We start from the raw sequence: 25,324 nt of genomic DNA, 5'->3' as shown, positions 1-25,324 counted from the left end.
GCCCTAGGCTTTCAGGTACTCGGCTTTGCCGCCCAACCAACGCAGTACATGCTGCTCGGCCAGCGCCGGGTAGCGGTCCAGCATCTGCGGCGCCAGTTCGCGCGCCCATTCCAGCAGCTCGGTATCGGTCTCCAGATCGGCAAAGCGCAGCAGCGGCGCACCCGACTGGCGCGCGCCCAAAAACTCACCCGGGCCGCGGATCTCCAGGTCGCGGCGGGCGATCTCGAAGCCGTCGTTGGTCTCGGCCATGGCCTTCAGCCGGGCCCGGGCGATCTCGCCCAGCCGCGGTGCATCGCCGGTGGAGTACAGCAGCACGCAGGCCGAGGCCGCCGCGCCACGGCCCACCCGGCCGCGCAGCTGGTGCAGCTGGCTCAGGCCAAAGCGCTCGGCATGCTCGATCACCATCAGCGAGGCATTCGGCACGTCGACCCCGACCTCGATCACCGTGGTGCTGACCAGCACACCCATCACGCCGTCGGTGAACAAGCCCATCACCGCCTTTTTCTCGGCCACTGCCATGCGCGAATGCAGCAGGCCAATCAGCACGCCGGGCAGGGCTTCGCTCAGGTCGGCATGGGTTTGGGTGGCGTTGACCAGGTCCAGCGCCTCGCTTTCCTCGATCAGCGGGCAGACCCAGTAAATCTGCCGGCCCTCGTCGATCTGGGCGCGGATGCGCTCTATCACCTCGTCCCGCCGGGCGTCGTTGATGACCTTGGTGACGATGGGTGTGCGTCCCGGCGGCAGCTCGTCGATGGTGGATACGTCGAGGTCGGCGTAGTAGCTCATGGCCAGGGTGCGCGGAATCGGCGTGGCCGTCATCATCAGCAGATGCGGCTCCAGCGCGCCATCGACCAGCTTGCTGCGCAGCGCCAGCCGCTGGGCCACACCAAAGCGGTGCTGCTCGTCGATCAAGGCCAGCGCCAGGTTTTGGAACACCACTTTCTCCTGGATCACCGCGTGCGTGCCGACCACCAACGCGGCCTCGCCGCTGGCGATCTTCTCCAGCATCTCGCGGCGCTGCTTGGTCTTCTGGCTGCCGGTGAGCCAGGCCACGCATTTGCCTAGCGGCGCCAGCAATGGCTCCAGCCAGCCGACCAGTTTGCGGAAATGCTGGTCGGCCAGGATTTCGGTGGGCGCCATCAGCGCGCACTGCCAGCCGGCGTCGATGGCGGTGCAGGCGGCCAGTGCGGCGACCACGGTTTTGCCGGAGCCCACATCGCCCTGCAGCAGGCGGTTCATGGGAATCGGCAAGGCCAGGTCGGCGGCGATCTCCTGGCCAACCCTCTCTTGCGCCGCCGTCAGCGCGAACGGCAGCGCGGCCAGCAGGCCCTCGCGCAGGCTGGCGCCGGGGAGCGCGACCAGGGGCGGGGCCTGCAGCCGGTCGCGCTCGCGCTTGGCCTGCAGCTGCGACAGCTGCTGGGCCAGCAGTTCCTCGGCCTTCAGCCGCTGCCAGGCCGGGTGGCTGCGGTCTTCCAGCGCGGCCAGCGACACATTGGGCGCGGGGTGGTGCAAAAAAGATAGCGCCTCGCGCAGGCTGTAATTGCGCTGCAGCCCGGTTTTATCTAAATATGCGGGGTTGTAGGGCGGGTAGCCGGGCGGCAGGGTTTCGCTCAGCGGGGCGCGCTGCAGGCCGCCCAGCACGGCGCGACGCAGATAGGCCTGGGGCAGCCCGGCGACGCTGGGATACACCGGGGTCAGCGCCGTCGGCAAGTCGCCACCGGCCAGCTTGAACACCGGGTGCAGCATCTGCCGGCCCAGGAAACCGCCCTTGACCTCGCCACGCACCCGCAGCCGCGCCCCCACGGCCAGGGTCTTCTGGTGCGAGGGATAGAAGCTGAAGAAACGCAGCTGGCAGGTGTCGCTGCCGTCGTCTACCGTCACCACCAGCTGGCGGCGGCCGTGCAGCGTGACCTCGCTGTGCGTCACCAAGGCCTCGATCTGCACGGTTTCGCCCTCGCGCGCATCGGCCAGGCGGGTGATGCGGGTTTCGTCCTCGTAGCGCAACGGCAGATGCAGGGCCAGGTCGATGTCGCGCCGCAAACCCATTTTGAGCAGGGCTTTCTGGGCGGGGTTGAGCTTGGGCGGAGGTGCGGCCATGGGGGCGGATTTTGCCTTGTTGTGCCGATCCGCCAGCACGGGGCAGAAAGCCCCCTGATTCGCCACATTTAGCGGCGGTAAACGCGGCTTCCTACGTCATACTATGTAAAAACTTGTACTAACGTGCATTTGGCCCGCCCAGGCTTGCTCTATTTAACGCAGCGCAACATGCTTAAACGAATCCACGTTCAACAGCTCACTTTGGGCATGCATATCGACGGTTTTTGCGGCCCCTGGATGGAGCACCCGTTCTGGCGCAACCACTTTGTGCTGACCGACCCCCAGGACATAGCGCTGATTCTGGCCAGCAGCATCCAGGAGGTCTGGATCGACACCAGCAAGGGCAAGGACCTGGCTGCCGACACCCCGGCCCTGGCACAAACCGAGTCGCTGGCCGCCGTGCAGCAGGAAGTGCACGCCGCCGAGGCCGTGCCCTCCGACACCCAACCCACCTCGCTGGCAGCCGAATACAAGCGCGCCGCGGAGATTTGCGTCAAGTCCAAGCGGGCGATCATGACCATGCTGCAGGAAGCGCGCATGGGCAAGACCGTGGATACCGAGCTGGCCTCGCACATGGTGCAGGAGATCTCGGATTCGATGCTGCGCAACCACGAAGCCATGATCAACCTGGCCCGCCTCAAGACCGCCGACGACTACACCTACATGCATTCGGTGGCGGTATGCGCACTGATGGTGGCGCTGGCGCGCCGCCTCGAGCTGGACGAGGCCCAGACCCGCTCCATGGGGCTGGCCGGCCTGCTGCACGACCTGGGCAAGGCCATGATGCCCATGGAGGTGCTGAACAAGCCCGGCAAGCTGACCGATGCTGAATTTGCCATCATCCAGTCACACCCCGCGCAAGGCCACAAGCTGCTGGTCGAAGGCCAGGTGCTGGACCCCATCGTGCTGGACGTGGTGCTGCACCACCACGAGAAAACCGATGGCACCGGCTACCCGCAGCGGCAAAAAGACGAAGAAATCAGCCTCTACGCCAAGATGGGCGCGGTCTGCGATGTCTACGACGCCATCACCTCCAACCGGCCGTATAAGAAGGGCTGGGACCCGGCCGAATCCCTGAAGCGCATGGCCGAATGGACCAACGGCCATCTGGACGCCCAGGTGTTCCAGGCCTTTGTGAAAAGCCTGGGCATCTACCCCACGGGTTCGCTGGTGCGGCTGACGTCGGGGCGCATTGGCGTGGTCGTCGAGCAGAATGCCGCCACCCTGCTCAAGCCCCTGGTCAAGGTGTTTTTCTCGACCAAAGCCGACATGCGCATCCCACCCCAGGTGATCGACCTGGCTGCCACGGGCTGCAAGGAGAAGATCATAGGGCGCGAAGACCCGGAAACCTGGCGCTTCCCGGACCTGAACGAGCTATGGTCGGGCATGGCGCCGCTCGCCTGACGCACGCTCAGGACTTGTCCGGCGGCGGCTCCAGCACCTCGCCGTCCGGCCCCCAGGCCACCCGGGTGATGCCGGGCTCCATGGCTTCCAGGCGGCGCGCCTCCAGCTCGGCCGCGGTCACACTGCCAAACTGCTGCCGCCCGACATCGGCCATCTCGCTCTGGTGCCGCAGATGGGCAGCGCGTTCCAACGCCTGGCGGATGTGGTCGGTGAAATCCTTCTCGTCCCAGGGCTTCATGACGTAGCGAAAGATTTCCACATCGTTGACGGCCCGCATCAGGGTTTCGAAATCCGAGGTGGCGCTGAGAATCATCCGCACGGCCTGCGGCTGGATGTAGCGCACCAGACCCAGAAACTCGGTGCCGGTGATCAAAGGCATGCGGTAGTCGGAAACCACCACGTCAAACGGCACCTGCTTGAGCCGGGCCAGCGCGACCTCAGGGTCAACGGTGGTTTCGACCACCAACGCAGCCCCAAAACTCGAGCGCAGCACGCGCTTGAGCGCCGACAGCACATGGTCCTCATCATCCAGCAGCAAGATACGTTGCATCATGGCCTCCAAGACGATTTTTTGATCGGTAGCTTCAAGGGCATGCCCTCGCGGCCCTCGCGCAGCTGTATGCGCCGGATCAGGTCGGCCGACAGCACATGGTCGGCCGCCAGCAGCACCACCCCTTCGGCGGACACCAGGTCGGTGGCCAGCGCCATGCCGGAGCGCAGGTCCTTGATGTCGGTCATCACCGACGGGGCCTCTACCGCGACGGCGGCTTCGAGCAGCACCTGCAAGAAAACATCCACCACCTCGGGGTGGAACTGCGTGCCGCGCCCGCGCGCAATCATGGCCCGCGCATCGGCGGCGCCCAGATTGCCGGAACTCAGATGCCCATGCAGCAAGTCGTCATAGGTGTCAGCCACAGCCAGAATCCGCGCGCCCACAGGGATGGCATCGCCCACCAGGCCGTCCGGGTAGCCATGGCCATCGTGGCGTTCATGGTGCGAGCGGATCAGGGCCGCCACACCTTGCATGTCCTCCAGCGGCATCAATGCCTGCTCGCCCAGCACCGGATGCTTGCGGTACAGCACCAGCTCGTCCTCGGTCAGCCGGCCTACCGGCCGCGCGAGGATGTGGTCGGACAAACTGATCTGGCCGATGTCGTGCATCAGGCTGGCAATGAAGAGGTCTTGCTGCTCTGCCTCGACCAGGCCCATGGAGCGCCCGGTGCGGCGCGTGAGATCCACCACCCGCCGCGCGTGGCCCGACAAACTGCCGCCGCGCCACTCCATCAGGTTGGAGAAGACCTTGATCGAGGTCAGGTAGTTCTTCTTCAACTTTTGCGTCAGCAGCGACAGCTCGCTGGTACGGGCCTGCACTTTCTCTTCCAGGCTGCTATTGAGCGCCAGCAGCTCGGCGTTCTTGACCTGGAGCAAGGCCTCCAAGCGGTGCTTCTCGCGCTCCAGGGCCTGGCGCTCGAAAACCTGCCGGGCGGTACCCAGAATCTCGGCGTCGTCCCAGGGTTTGGTGATGTAGCGGTACACCTCGCCGCTGTTGATGGCGGCAATCGTCGACTTGATGTCGGCATAGCCGGTGAGCAGCACCCGCACCGTGTCGGGCCAGCGCGAGCGCACCTGCTCCAGCAGCTGGGCGCCGTCCATGCCGGGCATGCGCATGTCCGAGATCAGCAGATCCACCGGCTGCTGCGCCATCAGCTCCAGGGCCTCAGCGCCGCTGGTGGCGGTGACCACGCTGTAGCCGGTACCCCGGAACAAGCGGCGCAAGGCGGCCACGATGTTCGGCTCGTCGTCCACGCACATGACGCGGTATACGTGGGCGGCCGGCGGCTCGGCAGCCAGGCCATCGGCCAAGGGTGCAGGTACTTCGCTGTCCAACATAGATGCCACGGCTCAGTCCTCTTTGGGGTGTTGCACCGGCAGGCTCACCCGGAAACGGGTGCCCACACCGACTTCGCTGAACACATCGATCTGGCCAAAATGCTTTTTGACGATGCCATACGACAGCGACAAGCCCAGGCCCGTGCCCTTGCCCACCGCCTTGGTGGTGAAGAAGGGGTCAAAAATCCGGCCCAGGTTCTCTTTGGCGATACCGCCGCCGTTGTCTTCTACATCAACCCATACCGTATCGCCTTCGGTGCCGGTGCGGATGGTGATCAGGCCCCGCTCGGCCTGGATGGAATGGGCTGCGTTGACCAGCAGGTTCATGAACACCTGGTTGAGTTCGGACGGCAGGCATTCGATGTCCGGGATTTCGCCAAACTCTTTCACCACGTCGGCCTTGTACTTGATCTCGTTGTTGACGATGTTCAGGGTGGACGAAATGCCGTGGTGCAGGTCGGCCGACACCCATTCCTGCGAGGTGTCCACGCGCGAGAAGTCCTTCAGGTTCTGCACGATGTTGCGCACCCGGGTGATGCCGTCCTTGGACTCGTTCATCAGCGAGGGGATGTCTTCCTTCAGGAAATCCAGCTCCACTTTCTCGCGCAGGGCTTTGAGCTGTGCGCCTACCGGGGTGCCAGCCAGCGCGGGTTCGGCCTGCTCGTAGGCCGACAGCATCTGGAACAGGTCGTCAAGGTAGCGCTCCAGCGTGCCGAAGTTGGAGAAGATGAAGCCGATGGGGTTGTTGATCTCGTGCGCCACGCCCGCCGCCAACTGGCCGATGGAGGCCAGTTTTTCGGACTGCATCAGCTTGTCTTGGGCATCCGAGAGCCGTGCGTTGAGCTGCTTCAGCTCCTCGTTGGCACGCAGCAGCTCCTTCACCTGGTCGCCGGTGAGGCTTTCGCCCACATCCGGTGCGGTGGATGCAGCGGGATTGCTTGTCGTGTTCAAGGCATGGCTCCTACGTTAAAAGGATCTGGCAGACGGACTCGTACTGCTGCTCGGTGGCATGGAACACCTGGGCATAAGCACTTTCGCCCAGCCCCAGCCGGGACCAGGCCGGCAGGGACAGCGCCGGCACCATGTCGCCGTCCTGGTGCGACAAGTCCATCGCATGCGCGATGTTGTCGGCCACGTGGACCACATCGGTCAGGCTTTTCTCCGGCGTCTCGGGTGGGTGGTGGTGCCCGACGATCGCGGCCACGATGGTCGGCGAAAAGTTCCAGTGCTCGGCAATCAGCCCGCCGACCACGGTGTGGTCGGTACCCAGAATGTGCTGCTCGGCCGCCAGGTTCAGGCAGTCCTGCTCGCGCCGGTAGGCCATGGCCGCACCGTATTGGGCGCTGTAGTGCGTGGCCAGCACCAGCCGCCCGATGTCGTGCAGCAGGCCCAAGGTAAACGCGGCGTCCTCGTCCAGCCGCGCCGCCTGCGCTACAGAGCGGGCGCACAAGGCGGTACCGATGGAATGGCGCCAGAACGCGGCGAAGTCAAAACTCGATCCCTCCGGCCGCGGAAAGCCGCCCACCAGGCCGGCGGCCGTGGCGATGCTGCGCAAGGTGCGCAGCCCGAGAATCGTGGTCGCTTCGGCAATCGAAGTCACCTGGCGCGACAAGCCGTAAAACGAGGAATTGGCCAGCCGCAAGGTCTTGGACGCCAAGGCCTGGTCGTGCGAAATCTTCACCGCCAGCTGCTCCATATTGGCATGCGGATCGCCCATGCACTGGATCAGCTCCATCACGATCGCCGGTAAGGCCGGCAGATCGCGCGCGCTGCGCAGAATCTCCTGGGTAGACAAGCTGGTCATGGGCTAGCTCCCTGCCGATAGCGTGCCACCATATGCAGCAAGGGGTTGACCTGGCCGGCTTGCAGCGCATGCCGAAACAGGTATTGCAAACGCTCGTCGGTGTGCGCTTGCTGCGCCAACAACTCCGAGGCATCCGGCGCGGCGGCCACAACCACCAGGCTGGTAACACCCCGTTGCCGCAGGCTGTCCAGCCTGGCCGGCGTGAGCAGCGTACCCGCAGACAGCAGCACCTGCTGGTGCACGTCCAGCACCGGCTCGGCCAGCACCGCTGCATCCAGCACGTCCTCGATGGCAACCGTGGTTTTATGCATGGCCTACACCACAGACAGGCCGGGGCCTGCAGGAGTCAACACCAGCAACTTGCCCCGGGAATGGGACTCCTCGCCGATCACGCGGCAGACCACGCGGTAGGCCTGCGCAGCAAACTGCAGGTCGTAGTAAGTGCCATCCGCCTGGCGCCAGACCTGCAGCAGCGCAGGGGACAGCACTTCATCGGCATCACGCCCCAGCAGCAGCGCCGCACTGCCAAACAAGGCCTCTGCGTCGGCATTCACAAAAGCCACCATGCCTGCCAGGTCCAGGCCGACGATGGCTGTTGGGATCAGGTCCAGCACCTCGCGCGCCACCACCAGGCTGTTGGACTCCCGGCTGATCTGCTCGCGCTGCTCGGCCAGCAGGGTTTGCAGGCGCTCGTTCACCGCACTCAGCTCCTGGTTGGCCACGATCACCGCGCGGCCCAGCCGGCTGTTCTCGTCGGCCATTTCCTTGTGCGAGAAAGCCTCCGCAATATGCCCGCGCAGACGCTCATCGTCCCAGGGCTTGGTCAAGAATTTGTAGATCGCGCCTTCGTTGATGGCATCGGTGATGGACTGCAGCTCGGTATAACCCGACAAGACCATGCGCACAGTTTCGGGGTACAGCTCCTTGGCCCGGCGCAGAAACTCCACCCCGGTCATGCCGGGCATGCGCTGATCGGAAACGATCACATCCACCGCATGCTCGGCCAGGCGCTGCAAGCCTTGGGCGCCGCTGTTGGCAGTTACCACGTTGTAGCCGTCGCGGCGCAGCAGGCGCTTGAGCGAGGCCACGATGTTGTCCTCGTCGTCCACCAGCAGCAAGGTGCGCTGGTGGGTGCGCCGCAGCAGCAGATGCTCGGGCAGCTGCCGGCCTTGGCGCAACACCTCGGCCATCGCGTCCGCCGGGATGGAGGTGCTGAAATAATGCCCTTGCATCTGGTCGCAGTGGTTGGCGATCAGCAGCGCCAGCTGACCCTCGGTCTCCACGCCTTCGGCCAGCACCTTCATCTGCAGGCTGTGGGCCATGGTGATGATGGCCCGGGTGATGGAAACGTCCTGCGATGCCGCCGTCACATCGTGCACAAACGAGCGGTCCACCTTGACCACGTCGATCGGCAGGGTCCGCAGATAACTCAGGTTGGAGTAGCCGGTACCAAAGTCCTCCAGCGAGATCTCGATGCCCATGGCCTTCAGCTCGCCGAGGACCCGCGTCACATGGGCGCGCTCACCCAGCAGCACGCCCTCGGTGATCTCCAGGCCCAGGTAGCGCGACTCCAGCCCGGTTTCCGCCAGGATCGTCTGGATACGCTGGACGATGTCAGGCTGCAGCAGCTGCCGGGCCGACAGGTTCATCGCCACCCGGCCCGGTGCCAGGCCTAGCCGCTGCCAGGCCAGCGACTGTTCGCACAGGCTGCGCAGCACCCACTCGCCTATGGGCACGATCAAGCCGGTTTCCTCTGCCACGTCCAGGAAGGCGGTACGCGCACCCAGCGGCTGCCCTGACGCATGCCATTGCAGCAAGGCCTCGGCGCCCACCACCGCACCACTCACCAGGTCCAGCTTGGGCTGGTAATACAGCTCGAATTCATTGCGCTCCAGGGCGCGCCGTAGGCCGGATTCCAGCGCCAGCCGGGTCACAGCTTTGGACTGCATGTCGACACTGAAAACACAGATCTGGTTGCTGCCCAGCGCGTCTGCATGGTAGGTCGCGGCCTGGACATGGTGGAGCAACTCTTCGGGCTCCTGCCCATGCTGGGGGAACAGCGCGATCCCCATGCCGCAGGTCACCTTGATCTCGTTATCGCCCACCATCAAGGGCACACCCAGCGCGTCCATCCATGCCGCCGCGAGCTGCCGCGCCAGTGCCTCGTCCATGGGCTCGTCGCGTGCCAACAGCACCGTGAATTCGCCGTTGCCGAAATGCGCCAGCATGTCATTGCTATCCAGGCTCTCCTGCAAGCGACCGGCCACGGCCGCCAATAGAAGATTCCCGCCCACCTTGCCCAAGGATTCGCTGACCAGCTTCAATTGGCCGATCTGTATGCCGATAACGGCCACCTGGACTTCCTTGCGTTGGGCTTCGCGCAACACGGTATCCAACTTTTCGCTCAGCGCATTGCGGTTGCGCAGCCCGGTGATTTCATCGGTGTTGGCCAAAGTATCCAGGCGTTGCTCGGCTGCACGTTGTTCCGTGATGTCCTGCAGGATGGTGACCGAGCGCACGACCTGGCCCTGGGCATCCGCCTCGGCCAGGCCCCGGTGCAGCACCGTGCGCAAGCTGCCATCGGTATGCATGATGCGGTGCTGGAACTCCAGAATCTCCCCGGGCGACACACCTTCGCTGATGGCCTGCACATAGGGCCTATCGGCCACCGGCACGCGGGACAGCAGCCATTCCCGCGTCACGGTCGCATCGCTGGGGGTTTCGCCAAAGATATTGAACATGCCGGACGACAAAGTCATGGCTCCGGTCGCCAGATCCATTTCTGCCGACCCGATACGGGCCAGTTCTTCTGCGTTGTTCAACAGTTGGGCCCGCGACTGGGCCATTCGGGTCGCGCGCTTGATGTCACTGACGTCATGCAAGGTGACCAGATCGGCCACGCCATTGGGAAGCTCAATGCGAACACCCCGAACCTGCGCAGAAAACTGCGTGCCATCTTTGCGTATGCATTCGATTTCATACACATGCCCTGGCACACCTTCCACCCGCGCCTGAACCTGTTGACGCACATAGTCGCGGTAATCAGGAGCCGTGAGTTCCGCCGCCTCCATGCCATAAAGGTCGTCTTCCGGCAGGTAGCCGAACAATTGCTTCAAGTTCGGATTGACGTAAACCAGGCAATGTTCTTGCACGACGAAAATCGCAGCCTGCACCTGCTCCAGCAAGAAACGATAGGTATCAAGGGGCAAATTAACGGACACGGCATTCCCATCCATGCAATGTGCTGGAAGAGCTGGCAGCCAAGCTGGCAACGGCGGATAAAAGCCCAGGCCTCAGATCCCGAGACACGGCCGCAATAAGCCACAGAAAGTCGAGCCGATTCGACCAGTTTCGCGTGGGGACATGCATATGCGTTGACCTCCTGCCACGGTGCATGCTGTTCGCATGCCAATGGTTTTACCCACTTTACACCCGCAAAACCCATTCTGCTGTATCCACAAGAATCCAGGCCGCAGCAGACGCCGGTATATACCCACTTTGCATGATGCGGCTCCGCTTTCCCTCCCGCATGGGACAATCCACAGCTTTTTTCAAAACTCTTGGTATGGGCTTGTCCAGCCCTCAAGTTACATGCGACCCTACACCCTCAGCGATTTCGACTTCACCCTGCCCGAGGCCTTGATTGCCCAGCACCCGGCCCCCGAACGCAGCAGCTCCCGCCTGCTGGACGGCACTGGCCCAGCGGCCCAGGACCGCATCTTCCGTGACCTGCCCAGCCTGCTAAAGGCCGGCGATTTACTGGTCTTCAACGACACCAAGGTGCTCAAAGCCCGGCTGTTTGGCGAGAAAGCCAGCGGCGGCAAGGTCGAGCTGCTGGTCGAGCGCGTGCTCACCGGCAACCAGGTTGCCGCCCATATGCGGGTCAGCAAAAAGCCCGAGCCCGGCGCCACCATCAACCTAGTAGGCGACGGTGGCTTCCGCGCCACCCTGCTCGGCCGCTGGCCGGATGCCGACGGCACGCTGTTCCGCTTCGTACTCAGCAACGACGCGGGCGACGACCCCTACACGCTGATGGAGCGCCACGGCCATGTGCCGCTGCCGCCCTACATCACGCATACCGATTCGGCCGAGGACGCGCAGCGCTACCAGACCGTGTTCGCTCGCGCACCCGGCGCCGTGGCCGCGCCCACCGCCGCCCTGCACTTTGACGACGCCCTGCTGGCACAGCTGGAAGCCCAGGGCGTGCAGCGCGCCAGCGTGACCCTGCACGTGGGCGCCGGCACCTTCCAGCCGGTGAAGACCGAGAACATCGCCGAGCACCAGATGCACAGCGAGTGGTACGAGGTGCCCGCCGCCACCCAGCAGGCGATAGCCGCCTGCAAAGCCCGTGGTGGCCGCGTGGTCGCCGTCGGCACCACCACCGTGCGCACGCTGGAGTCCTGGGCCCAGTCGGGCGTGGCCAGCGGCGACACGCGCATCTTCATCACGCCGGGCTTTGCGTTCCAGCATGTGGACCTGCTGGTGACCAACTTCCATTTGCCCAAGTCCAGCCTGATGATGCTGGTCAGCGCGTTTGCCGGCTACGAGCACATCATGGACCTGTACCGCCACGCCATCGCCAACCAATACCGTTTCTTCAGCTATGGCGACGCCATGCTGCTCCAGCGAAAGACTGCCTGACCATGTTGAAATTTGACCTACTTGCCACCGACGCCCCTTCCGCCGACGGCAGCTACGCTGGCAGCCATGCGCGCCGCGGCACGCTGACGCTGAACCACGGCGTGGTGCAGACCCCGATCTTCATGCCCGTGGGCACCTACGGCACCGTCAAAGGCGTGATGCCGCGCAGCCTGGAAGAAATGGGCGCGCAAATCATCCTGGGCAACACCTTCCACCTGTGGATGCGCCCGGGCCTGGACGTAATGGCCCAGTTCGGCGGACTGCACCAGTTCGAGAAGTGGAACAAGCCCATCCTCACCGACAGCGGTGGCTTCCAGGTCTGGAGCCTGGGTGAGATGCGCAAGATCAGCGAAGAAGGCGTGAAGTTCTCGTCGCCCGTCAACGGCGACAAGCTGTTCCTCACGCCCGAAATCAGCATGCAGATCCAGACCACGCTGAACTCCGACATCGTGATGCAGTTCGACGAATGCACGCCCTACGACACCAAGGGCCACATCACCACCGAGCGCGAAGCCCGCAACTCCATGGAGCTCAGCCTGCGCTGGGCCAAGCGCTGCCAGGCCGAGTTCGCCAAACTGCAGAACCCGAACGCACTGTTCGGCATCGTCCAGGGCGGCATGTTCGAGAACCTGCGGCAAGAGTCGCTGGACCAGCTGGTCGAGATGGACTTCCCCGGCTACGCGGTCGGCGGCGTCAGTGTCGGCGAGCCCAAGGACGAGATGCTGCGCATCATGGCCCACACGCCGCACAAGCTGCCGGCCCACAAGCCGCGCTACCTGATGGGAGTCGGCACGCCCGAAGACCTGGTGCAGGGCGTGGCCGAAGGCGTGGACATGTTCGACTGCGTGATGCCCACCCGCAACGCGCGCAACGGCACGCTGTTCACCCGCTATGGCGACCTGAAGATCCGCAACGCCCGCCACAAGACGGATGAGCAGCCGCTGGACGTCACCTGCACCTGCCACGCTTGCGCCGGCACCTCGGGCGTGTCTTATGCCAATGGCGGCCGCGACGGCTTCAGCCGCGCCTACCTGCACCACTTGGACCGCTGCGCCGAAATGCTCGGCCCCATGCTGGCCAGCATCCACAACCTGCATTACTTCCTGAACCTGATGTCGGAGATGCGCGCGGCGCTGGACACAGGCACGTTTGGCGCGTTCCGCGCGCAGTTCAAGGCGGATCGGGCGCGTGGGGTCTAGGTTTACCTTGCAAATCAGGAATGGCATTCCCTGATTTGCAAGGATGCAGTTCGTGAAGAAGCCAGTATTAGCTATATTTTCAATAGCTTCTGCCGCTTACTTCACCGGCATTAGAGCCACTGCCATCAAAATTACCGGTTAAATCTTTTACCGATGCATTGACAGATATCGCGTTCTATTCTCTAATTTCTGCAACAACAGAAATTAGAGAAACCACATGGAACTCAGCCCCACCACCCAGAAATTCGTTCTCCACTGGGGCGAAATGGGCACCCGATGGGGCGTCAACCGCACGGTCGCCCAGATCCACGCCCTGCTGTTCTGCAGCAACCAGCCGCTGAATGCCGAAGACATTGCCGACACGCTGAACGTGGCCCGCTCGAATGTCAGCAACAGCCTGAAAGAACTGCAGGGCTGGGGCCTGGTCCGCGTAACCCACGCAGTTGCGGACCGCCGCGACCACTTCGTAGCCCACCAGGACATCTGGGACATCTTCCGCGTGGTGATGGATGAGCGCAAAAAGCGCGAACTCGACCCCACGCTGGCGCTGCTGCGCGAATGCGCCGATGGTGCCAAAGACGACCCCGCGCTGGATACCGCCACCCACGCCAAGATGGCCGCGATGCTGGAGTTCATGGAAATGCTGATGCGCGCCTATGACGACTTCAAGCACCTGCCCCCCGCCACGCTGAAGCGCCTGTTGAAGATGGGCGGCACGGTGGCGCAATTTTTAGGTTCCGACAGCAAGGATGCCAAGCCATGAACGCACCCGCACTGCGGCTGTACTTCGACGGGCAATGCCCATTCTGCACGGCGGAAATGGGGCGGTTGCGCCGCTGGGACAGCGCCGGCCGCCTGGCATTCATCGACATCGCCGAAGACGGCTTCGACCCCGCGCAGCTGGGCGTGGACATGGCCGCACTCAACACCGAGCTGTATAGCCGAACGGCGGACGGGCAGGTGCTGGTCGGCATCGACAGCCTGCTGGCGGCCTACAGCCTGGTCGGGCGCGGCTGGCTGGTGTCGCCGCTGCGCGTACGGGCATTACGGCCCTTGCTGGCTTCGCTGTACCGCGGTTTTGCCCGCAACCGCTACCGCTTCTCGCGGCTGCTGGGCTACCAGGCCGTACCAGCCTGCGACGCCGGCGTGTGCCGCACCGGCCATCCATTTCTACCCCTCTGAACCCCATGCCTAAAACCTCAATTTCCACCACGCGGACCTGGGTGGTGCGCTGGATGTACGCGGCGGCGCTGGTTCATTTTCTGGTCGGTGCGCTGCTGCCGTGGGTCGCCAATTTCGCGCTATTCAACAGTTACCACCAGGGTATCGAAACCGCTTTTTGGAGCGGCCTGGCACCCGTCCCGGCGCGTGCCCAGCAAGTGTGGTGGTTGGCCCTGTTTGGCGCCACCGTGCAATGCCTGTCGCTATGGATGTGGGCCTTGATCCGCATCGGCGACACGCAGAAAAACTCCAGCGCCTGGGGCTGGCTGATCGCCGGCCTGGTCATCTGGGCCCCACAAGACATGCTGATTTCCCTGCAAGCCCAGGTCTGGCCGCACGTGTGGGCAGATGGCTTTGCACTGGCCAGCATGTTGCCACCCCTGGTCTGGCTGTACCGCCACGACCGGACTACTGAGAAAACAAAACATGCATGAAGCTCCTTATCTGCAATGGGCTTTGAACCTGTTGATCGCGCAGGGCCTGATGGGCGCTTTTGACACCCTCTACCACCATGAATTGACGGTCGATCTCCCCCATCGGCGCAGCGCCCGGCTGGAGCTGTCGATCCACGCCACCCGGGCCGTGCTGTACGGCCTGCTGTTCGCCGGCATCGCCCACCTGGCTTTTCACGGCGCCTGGGCATTCGTGGTGGCAGGCGTGGTGGCGGTTGAAGTGCTGCTTACGCTGTGGGACTTTGTGGTCGAGGACCGCAGCCGCAAGCTGCCCGCCAGCGAGCGCGTGCTGCACACGGTGCTGGCCATCAACGGCGGCGCATTGTTCGGCTTGTACGGGATGCAACTGCTGCAATGGTCGGCATTGCCGAGCGCCTTGGTGGGTATCGATTTCGGCTGGCGCGGCTGGGTGCTGACGCTGCTTGCCGCCGGTGTAGCGGCCTCGGGCGTGCGCGATGGCCTGGCGACTTGGCGCATGGCACACCAGCCCACGCCCAGCAACCCTTTCAGCAATTTGGCGCACCAGCGCGTGCTGGTGACCGGCGGCACCGGCTTCATCGGCGAAGCACTGGTGGCCCAATTGCTGGACGCAGGCCACAACGTAACCATCTGGGCGCGCGACCCCTTGCGGGCCGCCTACCTGTTCGACGGACGGGCGCGCTGCATACGGTCACTGGGCGCACTGGACCCGACAGAAGCCTTCGACGCCGTCATCAACCTGGCGGGCGCGCCGGTTGCGGGTCCACGCTGGTCTGCTCACCGCCAGCAGCAGCTGTTGGCCAGCCGCATCGGCACCACCCAGGCGCTGGCGGATTGGCTGGCACAGGCGCAGCACCAGCCCACGGTGTGAATACAGGCCTCGGCCATCGGCTACTACGGTGCGCGCGATGCCAGCGAAAACCTGACCGAGGAGAGCCCCAAAGGCCAAGGCTTCATGGCCGAGCTGTGTTCCCGCTGGGAGGCCGCCGCCCAGTCCGCCGTTACGTCCGATATGCGCCAGGTGGTACTGCGTCTGGGTGTGGTTTTTGGCCCCGGTGGCGCACTGGCGCCGCTGCTGATGCCCTACCGCCTGGGCTTTGGCGGACGTTTGGGCAGCGGCCGGCAAGCGGTCAGCTGGATACACCGCGACGACGTGCTGGCACTGGTCGCCGCCGCGCTGGGCGATACCGCCATGCACGGCACCTACAACGCAGTCGCCCCCGAGCCAGTCAACCAATCCGCGTTTGCCGCCACGGCCGGGCAGATCCTGGGCCGGCCCGTGTGGTTCCACATTCCCGCAGCCCCCATCCGCTGGCTGGCCGGAGAAATGGCCGAGCTGTTTGTGGATGGCCAACGGGTGGTTCCAGCCCGTCTGGCCAGCACCGCCTTTGCCTTCCGCTACCCCACACTGACCAGCGCATTGCGCGACCTTGCCTGATGCCACAACCTCTTCTGTATTTGCTCGCCGGCAACGGCGGCGCGGCCGACTGGTGGGATGACGCCAGGCCCCACTTCCGGCACCACCGTGCCGAGCCCCTGGAGCTACCCGGCTTCGGCGACAACCCGCAGCCGCCGTGCGCGGATTTGTCCGCCTATGCGGAAGCGCTGCTGGCCGCCACCGTCCCCGGCCACAGCATCCTGGCCGTGGGCGTCAACGCGCTGGTCGTACTGCATGCCTTGCAGCGCCGGCCGGGGCACTTTGCGCGCACCGTGCTGCTGGCGCCCGTTGGCGTTTTTCTGTGGCAACGCACGCTACCGGCATTGATGGCACCGCTGCCGCTGCGCAAGCTCGTGCACGGCCTGCTATCGCACCGTCCCGCCTGGTTTGCCCGCAAGTTCTCAGCGCAGCGCTGGACACCCGCCCAGTACCAGCGCATAGGCAATGGTTACCGCCGCTGCCGGGCCTTCATCCCCTACTGGGACCTGGTCAAGGCCGACACCGCCCTGCCCTTGCTGGAATGGATCACCGATCCGATCGAGCTGGTATGGGGCGGGCACGACGCGGTGCTGGCCCAGGACCATGCGGCGGCCTGGTCTGCCGTGCTGGCGCGGGCGCAGCTGACGGTCCACATCCAGCCGGACTGGGGCCACTACCCCTGGATCGATGAACCCAGCGCATTCACCGCGTGGCTGGAGTCCCGTCAACCGGGCTTTGTGGCGCACAGCAAGGGCGGGCGGCTGCGCCTGGCGGAGCTGGCGGGTCTCCCGGTGCCGCCATGCGTCACGGTGACCGAGCCAACCGATCCGCGGTTGCCAGTGCTGCTGGCCACCCCACCCGGCGCGCTCTGGGCCGTGCGCTCGTCCAGCGCTTACGAGGACCAGGCCGATGCCGCCAATGCCGGCCTGAGCACCACCTACCTCCGTCTGCCAGCCACCCAGGTGCCAGCCCACATTGACGCACTGCGTGCCCACGGCGTGGAGGAAGTCGTGGTGCAGCGCTATATCGCCCCCCAGGTCTCCGGCATCGCTTTTGTGCGCCATCTGGCGGTGGAAGTGGAATGGGTGCAAGGCCATCTGGAGACCTTGGCCGACGGCTATGGCACGCCCCGGCGGGCCATCCTCTCGCGCATGGGCCCGGCCTGGGCCGACGGCGCCTTCCAAACCACCCAGGGCCTGACAGCCCAGGCCCTGTGGACCTTTCTGCAATCGGTGCTGCGCAGCTTCCACTACGTACACGGCGACGTGGAATGGGCATGGGACGGCCAACAGCTATGGCTGCTGCAATACCGCCCCATCAGCCACTACGGCTGGTGCCGACATCTGACCGCCGCCAACATCGCTGAAATCCTGCCACCGCAACCCAGCCGCCTGGTCGAATACGCCCAGCGCCGCGCCGCCACCAGCATCCCCGCCGTCATGGCCCGCTGGGATGCGCGGGTGCTGCAGGACAACGAGCCCTTCACTGCCCTGTTTGGCGATGCCTCGTACATCAACAACGACCTGTTTTTGGCCCGGCTAGCCGACTGGGGGTTGCCGGCGCAGCGCTACTCCAGCGAAGTCGGCAGCTCCACACCATCCATACCGCTACGTCCGGTGCGGCTACTGCGGTCGCTGCCGCTGTTTGCCCGCATGCAAGCGCAAAGCCGAAAAAGCCTGCGGGCGCTGGAGCCAGGGCTGCGCCGTTTCAACCAGGAACTGGACCAGCTGACGGCAACGGGCGCGGATGGCCAGTTGCTCGCCGACTGGTTTGTGCGCTTTTATGTGTTTGTTGTGCAGGGCAATTTATGCATTGCCACGGCCCTCGCGAGCAGCAGTGGCGATTGGTTCGGTCGACCAGACACTGTGTACCAAGACCTGCACGATGCGCCGCACCGCCTACCCTGGGAAACCGATCCGGCGACACCCCGCCCGCCCGCTCTGGCGCTGCCATTGCAGTCATTCCCCCAATGGCCCACACACGTGCGCGCCGCGCACCAGTTGGGCCTACCTGGCATGCGCGGGTACTACGTGCAGGTGCGCGAATGGTATCGGGATAACCTGATGCGCATCTTTTTCAGGCTACACCACGCCATGCCCACAGCCGACCGCGCCAACTGGTTCGCGCCCCACCCCCACGCCCGCACGCAAGACGGCAGTTTTTGGCAAGACGGTCATAGTGGCACCGAACAGGCGACCCGCTTTGTGATCTATCCGGGCACGGTGGAAGGCATATTGGGCAAAGACATCCTGCTAGAGGAAACACTGGACCCAGGCCGCTATGCGGACTACCAAAAGGCCCGCGCCGTGGTCGTGCGCATGGGTGGCCGCTTGTCGCACGGCGCTACCTTGCTGCGAGAGTTGCGCAAACCCTCCTCCGTGGTACCCGATGTGGACACCCGATGGCGAGGTAAACGGGTGCGCTACCAAGATGGCGTTCTCACGCGGATTGGGCCCTAGCGAATGCTATTTATTAAATAGCTATTAACGCAATCAACATATGCGCTAGAGCCCTCTTTCATCTAACCCATTGATACATCCCCGTGCTGCACACGCACGGGGGCAAAAACCCATGATCGGTTCTTGCACAGAAAAATTCCGTCTTAGGTAACACGGAATCCTTCGTTGGCCTGCATGCCATCGGCTCCTACATTGAAAGGCCGATCTGCATTGCACCCCACGGAGAATTCTGATGAACGACCGCCTGTACACCGCCCAAGCCTCGCGTTCCGCTGCCGTCAAGGCGCGGCTGGACCACCCGGTGATCGACACCGATGTGCACGTCAACGACTTCGCGCCGGCGCTGGAAGACTATGTGCAGCACTACGGCGGCACGGCCCTGGTCGATGCGCTGCGCAAGGCGCTGGGCGGCCGCTTCGCCACCAAGAGCGCGGCCGGCAAGGACTGGTACCAACAGACTGCCGAAGAGCGTCAGCACAACCGCACGCTGCGCGCCCCCTGGTGGGCCCGCGTCACCCGCAACACGCTGGACCTGGCCACCTACACCCTGCCTGATCTGCTGGCCGAGCGCCTGGCCGAGCAAGGCGCTGACTACTCGGTGCTGTTCCCCAACGACGTGCTGTCGCCGGCCGCCGCCGGCACCGAATTCCGCCAACCGCTGCACCGCGCGATCAACCACTTCCACGCCGACCAGTACCGCAAGCACGCGCACCGCCTGACACCCGTGGCCGGCATCCCCATGCACACGCCGAAAGAGGCCATCGAAGAGCTGGAATTCGCGGTGAACACCCTGGGCCTGAAGGTCATCAACATCCCCGGCGGCGTGCGCCGGCCCATCCCTTCCGTGGCCGCGCTGTACCCGAAGGACGCGCACCCCGAGGTGGCCAAGCACGCCACCTACACCGACTTCTTCGGCATCGACAGCGAGCACGACTACGACCCGTTCTGGGCCAAGGTGGTCGAGCTGGGCGTACCGGTGACCACCCACTACGGCAGCCAGGGTTGGACCGGCCGGCAGTCGACCAGCAACTACATGTTCAACCACGTAGGCCACTTCGCCGACGGCTCGCAGGCTTTTGCCAAGGCGCTGTTCTTCGGCGGCGTGACCAAGCGCTTCCCCGGCCTGCGCGTGGGCCTGCTGGAAGGCGGCGCCGACTGGGGCTCGCACGTCTACACGCACCTGGTGGACCGCTGGGAAAAGCGCAATCGCCATGCAGTCCAGAACTACAACCCGGCACATGCCGACATCGAGCTGCTGGAGTCGCTGTTCGAACGCTACGGCCAGGACCTGACCAAGGGCAAAGCCATCAACCGTGACACGCTGCTGCGTGACAGCCTGGGCATCTCTGCCCTGCCGCACAGCCGCGACCCGGTGGATGACGAGCTGGACGACTTCAAGGCCGCCGGCATCGAAAGCGTGGAAGACATCCGCGACCGCTGGGTGAACAACTTCTTCTTCGGCTCCGAGGCCGACGACCGCACCGTGGCCGCGGCCTTCAACCACAAGGTGCACCCGCTGGGCGTGAAGATCAACGCCATCTGGTCGTCCGACATTGGCCACTGGGACGTGCCGGACCTGACCGAGCCGCTGGCCGAAAGCTGGGACCTGGTGGAGCAAGGCGTGATCTCCGCCGCCGACTTCAAGGCCTTCACCTTCGGCAACCCCTACAAGTTCTATACCGAAGCCAATCCGCGCTTCTTCGAAGGCACAGACATCGCCGACAAAGTACGCGGCAAGGTCTGAGCGGTTCTCTATTCCATTTTCAAGGTACCACCATGTCCCCAAAATTCTCCAAAATCCGCCGCATCAGCCTGGCCACCGCCGGCCTGGCGCTGTCCATCGCATCCTTCTCGCTGCAGGCCGCGCCGCAGGTGATACGCATCGGCGTGGCCACTGCCGGTGGCGGCGACCCGGTCAACTGGGGCGGTTCGCCCGGCGGCGTGGTGCGCGGCAACCAGTGGCTGGAGGAAGAGTTCAAGGGTTCGGGTGTGCAGGTCGAATGGCTGTTCTTCAAAGGCGCGGGCCCGGCGGTGAATGAAGCGCTATCGAACAAGCAGATCGACTTTGCCTACCAGGGCGACCTGCCCCAGGTGATAGGCCGCGCCAACGGCCTGAAAACCAAGCTGCTGCTGGTCAGCGGCGCGCGCAACAACCTGTATGTGGTGACGCCACCGCAGTCGGAGATCCGCGGCATCAAGGACCTGAAGGACAAAAAGGTATCGATCTTCCGCGGCACCAACGGCCACCTGGTGGCCAACAATGTGCTGGCGGCCAATGGCCTGACGGAGCGCGATCTGAAGGCGGTGAACCTGGACGTGGGCAGCGCCCAGGCGGCTGTGGTGTCGAACGGTGTGGACGCGGCCTTTGGCGGCTACGAATGGTTCAAGGTGCGCGACCAGGGCCTGGCCAAGGTGGTCTATTCCACCCAGGGCCAGGACCCGGCCTATACCCGCCAGGCATCGCTGCTGGTGCGCGAGGACTTCGAGAAGGACAACCCGGCCGAGGTGCAGCGTGTGGTGGATGTGTTCGTGCGCGCCGCCGACTGGGCCTCGGACGAGAAGAACCGGGCCGATTTGTTCAAGCTGTGGGCGCGCAGCGGCACGCCGGTGGCGTCATGGGAAGCCGAGTTCGACAAGCAGGACCTGGCGGTGCGCAACTCGCCCCTGGTCGACGACTTCATCATCGGCCGCTACAAGGCCGTGGTTAGCGACGCAGTCAAGCTCAAGCTGATACGCCGCGAAGTGCCGGTGGACGGCTGGTTCGACACCCGCTACCTGAAGGCCGCGCTGAAGAAGCAGGGCCTGGAAAACCGCTGGACCGTATTCGATGCCAAGGGCAAGCCCAAGGCCGGCGCGGCCACGGTGGCCTCGAAGTAAGCACAGACGCCCATGTCCGCTGACGCCACCGCCACCCTGCCGGTCCCGGCCGAGCACCCGCCAGCCGCGCGCCCCAAAGTGCAACGCATCGTGCGTCGCAGTGCCACGGTACTGGAGTCACTCTGGCTGCCGCTGGTCCTGCTGGCCCTGTGGACGCTGGGCGCGGCCCAGGGCTGGATCTCTGCCCAGGTGCTGCCACCTCCGCTATTCGTGCTGGAGACGCTGCAAGACCTGGCCGCCAGCGGCGACCTGTGGCTGCATGTGTCGGCCAGCATGCAGCGCGTGCTGGTCGGCTTTGCAGTCGGCAGCCTGATCGGCCTGGCACTGGGCACGGCCATGGGCCTGTCGCGCAGCGTCGAAGCCTATGTGCTGCCCAGCTTCAATGCGCTGGTGCAGATTCCGGTGCTGGCCTGGCTGCCGTTTGTGCTGCTGCTGGTGGGCATAGGCGAGCCGCTGAAATACATACTCATCGCCAAGGCCGCGCTGGTTCCGGTGGCACTGAACACCTTGCAGGGCTTTCGGCAAGCCCCGGTGAACCTGCGCGAAGTGGGCGAGGTCTACGGCTACACCCGGCGCCAGCAGGTGCTGGAGATCGTGCTGCCGACCGCCGTGCCCACGCTGTTCACCGGCATCCGCCTCGGCTTCACCAAGGCCTGGCTGTCGCTGGTGGTGGTCGAGCTGGTGGCGTCGAGCGAAGGCCTGGGCTATTTGATCGTCTACGGCCGGCAGCTGTTCCAGCTGGACCTGGTGATGGCCGCGGTGATCGTGGTCGGCGCCATCGGCTATGCGATCGACCGGCTGCTGGACCTGGCCGAGCGCCGCTTCATCGGCAGCCGCGCGACCAGCACCGAGGGAGCGCACTAATGGCCGGCACACTCGACAAGGCCGAACTCGCCACCGTCGTACCGCTGGCCGTGCCCGGCAGCCAGCGCTGGCGCGGCCTGGTGCTGCCGGTGGCCGCGCTCGCGCTGTGGTGGCTGGCCTCCAGGCTCGACCTGGTGAATTCCGCCCTGCTGGTCTCGCCCGGCAAGGTGCTGGACACCGCCTGGGAGATGGTCAGCAGCGGCCGGCTCTGGCGCGCGCTCAGCGCCAGCCTGGCGCGCGAGCTGACCGGCTTCTTCATCGGCACAGCCTCGGGCCTGGTACTCGGCGCGCTGCTCGGCCTGTGGCCGCGCTTCAACCGCCTGGTTGGGCCGAGCTTCAACACCTTCAAGCAGATCTCGCTGTTCGCCTGGATTCCGCTGATATCGGTGTGGTTTGGCCTGGGCGACGTGGCCAAGGTGGTGTTCCTGTCGCTGGCCGCGCTGGTGCCGGTGGTGGTCAACACGGCGGCCGGCATCCGCAACACGCCGGCCAGCTTGCTGGAAGTGGCCCGCGTCTACGGCTACACCCGCTGGCAGACGGTCACGCAGGTGGTGTTGCCCTCGGCGATCCCATCAATCTTCACCGGCGTCTATCTGGCGCTGATCTATTCCTGGCTGGCCACCATCGGCGCCGAATACTTGCTGGTATCGGGCCGCGGCGTCGGCAATCTGCTGATCGAAGGCAGCGAGCATTTCCAGATGGACCTGGTGATCTTCGGCATGGCGGTGATCGGCCTGGTGGGCTGGTTGATGAACGCATCCGCGCGCGTGCTGGAACGGCGCATTTTCAAAGGTAGAACGACATGACGACAGAGACCGTGGTGGCCAACGAGCTCGACATCCGTGGCCTGGGCAAACGCTACGCCAGTACCCAGGCTGCCGGCGGCACGCTGCAGGTGCTGCAGAACATCGACCTGCACATCCCCAGCGGCCAGTTCGTCAGCATCGTCGGCGCCAGCGGCTGCGGCAAGTCGACGCTGCTGCGCCTGGTGCTCGGGCTGGATGCCGATTACGAGGGCCAGATCCTGCTCGACGGTGAACCCATCACCGGAACGGGCCGAGAGCGTGGCATCGTGTTCCAGGACCACCGGCTGTTCCCCTGGCTCACCGTGGCGCAGAACATCGCCGTGGGCCTGCGCAACGCGCCGTTCACCGAAGGCCAGAAGCGCGGCCTGGTGGCCGAACACGTGGCCCTGGTCGGCCTGGAAGGTTTTGAGCACTCCTACCCGCACCAGATCTCCGGCGGCATGGCGCAGCGCGTGGCCATCGCCCGTGGCCTGGTGAACCGGCCGCGCGTGCTGCTGCTGGACGAGCCGTTTGGCGCGCTCGATGCGCTGACCCGGGCGCGCCTGCAGGGCGAGCTGCAGCGCATCTGGCAGAAGGAAAAGATCACCATGCTGCTGGTGACCCACGACGTGGAAGAAGCCGTGTTCCTGGGCGACCAGGTGGTGGTGATGCAGCCGCACCCGGGGCGCATACGCCGCACCGTGCGGGTCGATCTTCCGCACCCGCGCAATCGCAGCGACCCGGCCTTCATCCGCCTGCGCGACGACGTGCTGAGCGATTTTCTGGACCCGCGCGAACGTGGCCCCAGCGAGGTGTTCCCCGCCGCGCCAGCCATCCACGTCTTTCCCGCACAGGGGCGGCCGCTGCAGCTGGCCTGGTAGCTTGGCAATCACAGAAACACTATCTATTTGATAGCTGCCTGCGCTGATTCCACCTGCGCCAGAGGCCTGTTTTATCTAAAACTCAATGGGCAAAAGCCGCGGCATCCCGCGCCGCGCCCGCCTGGCGGCCGTGCTTGCGGTCCTGGGCCCGGGCGATGAAGGTCATGCCAAACGCCAGCAGCGCCAGCGCCGCACCCACCCAGGGCAGCTGCGCATAGGACACGCCCGACTGGATTGCCAGGCCGCCCAGGTAGGCACCGCCTGCGCAGCCGATGTTGAAGCCGCCCTGGTTCAACGTGGACGCCAGCGTGGGCGAACCATGTGCGGCGTCCATCACGCGGATCTGCAGAGCCGGCACGGCGGCGAACGAAATGACACCCCAGACGAACAGGGTCAGCAGCGCCGGGCCCCAGTAGGCGCTGGTCAGCGTGAAGCCCGCCAGCACCAGGGTCAGCAGGAAGAAGATGGCCACCAGCATGCGCAGCGGCCGCCGGTCGGCCAGGCGCCCACCCAGCAGATTGCCTACCGTCAGGCCCACGCCGAACAGCAGCAGGAACAGGCTGACACCGTCATCGCTGACCTGGGTCACGCCGCTCAAAATCGGACGGATATAGGTAAAAACGGAAAACAGGCTGGCAGCCGACACCCCGCTCAAAGCCATGCCCAGCAGCACCCGCGGGTCGCGCAGCATGCGGAACTCCTGGGCCAGCCCGGGGCCGGGCACGGCTGCCATGCGCGGCAACAAAGCCGCCAGACCCACCAGCGCCACCAGGCCGATGGCCGCCACCACGCCAAAGGTGTAGCGCCAGCCCAGCGCCTGGCCCAGGGCGGTACCGCCGGGCACGCCCAGCACATTAGCCAGGGTGAGGCCGGCAAACATCAGCGCCATGGCCTGGGCCCGCTGGTCGCGCGGCACCAGGTCGGCGGCCACCACCGCGCCCATGCCAAAGAAAGCCGCATGCGCGAACGCGGTGAACACCCGCGCGGCCATCATCAGGCCGAAGCTGGGGGCCAGCGCGCAAAGCAGATTGCCCAGCATGAAGATGGCCATCAAGGTCAGCAAAGCGCCCTTGCGCGGCGCCTTGGACAAGGCCACGGCCATCAGCGGCGCCCCCACCACCACGCCCATGGCGTAGCCGGTGACCAGCATGCCGGCCGAGGGGATGGACACATTCAGGTCGCCCGCCACCTCGGGCAGCAAGCCCATGATGACGAATTCGGTAGAGCCTATGCCGAAAGAGCCCACGGTCAGGGCGAACAGGGGCAGGCGGGTGCGCAAGTGGTCAAGCAAAGGCATGGCGGGGCAGCCCGTGCGGGTCGCGGGCGGGGTTCAGATGGGGGATAACCCGTATCT

General features: G+C 65.0%; 20 protein-coding genes and 1 pseudogene. 13 read left to right on the top strand and 8 right to left on the bottom strand.

The features are described 5' to 3' along the window. Window positions 1-3 precede the first annotated feature (3 nt). Complete coding sequence (gene recG / locus BLT66_RS18995) at window positions 4-2,097, bottom strand: ATP-dependent DNA helicase RecG (protein WP_092760050.1); 2,094 nt, start codon at window positions 2,095-2,097, stop codon at window positions 4-6. 168 nt (window positions 2,098-2,265) lie between these two features. Here recG and BLT66_RS18990 point away from each other — a divergent pair, with 168 nt between their 5' ends. Continuing rightward, window positions 2,266-3,501 (top strand): HD-GYP domain-containing protein, encoded by a 1,236-nt coding sequence (locus tag BLT66_RS18990; protein WP_092760048.1) that lies wholly within the window; start codon window positions 2,266-2,268, stop codon window positions 3,499-3,501. A gap of 7 nt (window positions 3,502-3,508) precedes the next feature. On the opposite strand, the gene BLT66_RS18985 is transcribed toward BLT66_RS18990, so the two are convergent. The 6 genes from BLT66_RS18985 to BLT66_RS18960 are packed head-to-tail and all read right to left on the bottom strand — an operon-like array spanning window position 3,509 to window position 10,416. Beyond that, the gene (locus BLT66_RS18985; RefSeq protein WP_176955102.1) at window positions 3,509-4,051 is read right to left on the bottom strand and encodes a response regulator; all 543 of its coding nucleotides are present in this window, start codon (window positions 4,049-4,051) and stop codon (window positions 3,509-3,511) included. Continuing rightward, complete coding sequence (locus BLT66_RS18980; protein ID WP_092760044.1) at window positions 4,051-5,391, bottom strand: response regulator c-di-GMP phosphodiesterase, NosR family; 1,341 nt, start codon at window positions 5,389-5,391, stop codon at window positions 4,051-4,053. Before BLT66_RS18980 ends, BLT66_RS18985 begins: the two co-directional genes overlap by 1 nt. A 12-nt stretch (window positions 5,392-5,403) precedes the next feature. After that, entirely contained in the window at window positions 5,404-6,342 is a 939-nt protein-coding gene (locus tag BLT66_RS18975; protein WP_255407007.1) for an ATP-binding protein, read from the bottom strand. A 10-nt stretch (window positions 6,343-6,352) separates the two neighbouring features. After that, window positions 6,353-7,195, bottom strand: coding sequence for an HDOD domain-containing protein (locus BLT66_RS18970; protein WP_092760040.1), 843 nt, complete (start codon window positions 7,193-7,195; stop codon window positions 6,353-6,355). Next, window positions 7,192-7,506: a hypothetical protein gene (locus BLT66_RS18965; protein ID WP_092760038.1), complete on the bottom strand. Its 315-nt coding sequence runs from the start codon at window positions 7,504-7,506 to the stop codon at window positions 7,192-7,194. Before BLT66_RS18965 ends, BLT66_RS18970 begins: the two co-directional genes overlap by 4 nt. A 3-nt stretch (window positions 7,507-7,509) precedes the next feature. Next, complete coding sequence (locus BLT66_RS18960; protein ID WP_176955101.1) at window positions 7,510-10,416, bottom strand: EAL domain-containing protein; 2,907 nt, start codon at window positions 10,414-10,416, stop codon at window positions 7,510-7,512. Window positions 10,417-10,786: 370 nt separating this feature from the next. Here BLT66_RS18960 and queA point away from each other — a divergent pair, with 370 nt between their 5' ends. The 12 genes and pseudogenes from queA to BLT66_RS18905 all read left to right on the top strand — a co-directional run bounded on the left by queA (window position 10,787) and on the right by BLT66_RS18905 (window position 23,970). Next, window positions 10,787-11,836: a tRNA preQ1(34) S-adenosylmethionine ribosyltransferase-isomerase QueA gene (gene queA / locus BLT66_RS18955; RefSeq protein ID WP_092760034.1), complete on the top strand. Its 1,050-nt coding sequence runs from the start codon at window positions 10,787-10,789 to the stop codon at window positions 11,834-11,836. Window positions 11,837-11,838: 2 nt separating this feature from the next. Continuing rightward, entirely contained in the window at window positions 11,839-13,035 is a 1,197-nt protein-coding gene (gene tgt, locus BLT66_RS18950) for a tRNA guanosine(34) transglycosylase Tgt (protein ID WP_092760032.1), read from the top strand. Between the two features lie 217 nt (window positions 13,036-13,252). Continuing rightward, window positions 13,253-13,798 carry a GbsR/MarR family transcriptional regulator gene (locus tag BLT66_RS18945; RefSeq protein ID WP_092760030.1) on the top strand — a complete coding sequence of 182 codons (546 nt, stop codon included), beginning with the start codon at window positions 13,253-13,255 and terminating at the stop codon, window positions 13,796-13,798. Next, window positions 13,795-14,217 (top strand): thiol-disulfide oxidoreductase DCC family protein, encoded by a 423-nt coding sequence (locus tag BLT66_RS27260; RefSeq protein ID WP_255407005.1) that lies wholly within the window; start codon window positions 13,795-13,797, stop codon window positions 14,215-14,217. The genes BLT66_RS18945 and BLT66_RS27260 overlap by 4 nt, the downstream gene beginning before the upstream one ends. A 5-nt stretch (window positions 14,218-14,222) precedes the next feature. Continuing rightward, entirely contained in the window at window positions 14,223-14,690 is a 468-nt protein-coding gene (locus BLT66_RS27255) for a cell division protein (protein WP_255407004.1), read from the top strand. Next, a pseudogene (locus BLT66_RS18935) lies at window positions 14,683-16,125 on the top strand (TIGR01777 family oxidoreductase). The gene BLT66_RS27255 and the pseudogene BLT66_RS18935 overlap by 8 nt, the downstream one beginning before the upstream one ends. Beyond that, a complete protein-coding gene (locus BLT66_RS18930) occupies window positions 16,125-18,563 on the top strand; it encodes a PEP-utilizing enzyme (protein ID WP_092760028.1) in 2,439 nt (812 codons plus the stop codon). Before BLT66_RS18935 ends, BLT66_RS18930 begins: the two are co-directional and overlap by 1 nt. 232 nt (window positions 18,564-18,795) lie before the next feature. After that, window positions 18,796-20,307: an amidohydrolase family protein gene (locus tag BLT66_RS18925; RefSeq protein WP_092760026.1), complete on the top strand. Its 1,512-nt coding sequence runs from the start codon at window positions 18,796-18,798 to the stop codon at window positions 20,305-20,307. Between the two features lie 32 nt (window positions 20,308-20,339). Beyond that, window positions 20,340-21,440, top strand: coding sequence for an ABC transporter substrate-binding protein (locus BLT66_RS18920; RefSeq protein ID WP_092760024.1), 1,101 nt, complete (start codon window positions 20,340-20,342; stop codon window positions 21,438-21,440). A gap of 12 nt (window positions 21,441-21,452) precedes the next feature. Beyond that, window positions 21,453-22,304 (top strand): ABC transporter permease, encoded by an 852-nt coding sequence (locus tag BLT66_RS18915; protein WP_092760022.1) that lies wholly within the window; start codon window positions 21,453-21,455, stop codon window positions 22,302-22,304. After that, window positions 22,304-23,110, top strand: a complete 807-nt coding sequence (locus BLT66_RS18910) for an ABC transporter permease (RefSeq protein ID WP_092760020.1) — start codon at window positions 22,304-22,306, stop codon at window positions 23,108-23,110. Before BLT66_RS18915 ends, BLT66_RS18910 begins: the two co-directional genes overlap by 1 nt. Further along, complete coding sequence (locus tag BLT66_RS18905; RefSeq protein ID WP_092760018.1) at window positions 23,107-23,970, top strand: ABC transporter ATP-binding protein; 864 nt, start codon at window positions 23,107-23,109, stop codon at window positions 23,968-23,970. The genes BLT66_RS18910 and BLT66_RS18905 overlap by 4 nt, the downstream gene beginning before the upstream one ends. Before the next feature lie 82 nt (window positions 23,971-24,052). On the opposite strand, the gene BLT66_RS18900 is transcribed toward BLT66_RS18905, so the two are convergent. Then, entirely contained in the window at window positions 24,053-25,267 is a 1,215-nt protein-coding gene (locus tag BLT66_RS18900; RefSeq protein ID WP_092760016.1) for an MFS transporter, read from the bottom strand. Window positions 25,268-25,324: the final 57 nt, after the last annotated feature.

This window comes from Rhodoferax sp. OV413, assembly GCF_900104385.1.
In the GTDB taxonomy this organism is placed as follows: Bacteria; Pseudomonadota; Gammaproteobacteria; order Burkholderiales; family Burkholderiaceae_C; genus Rhodoferax_B.
The sequence above is the reverse complement of the archived record's forward strand: the minus strand, read 5'-3'. Positions and strand labels throughout refer to the sequence as shown.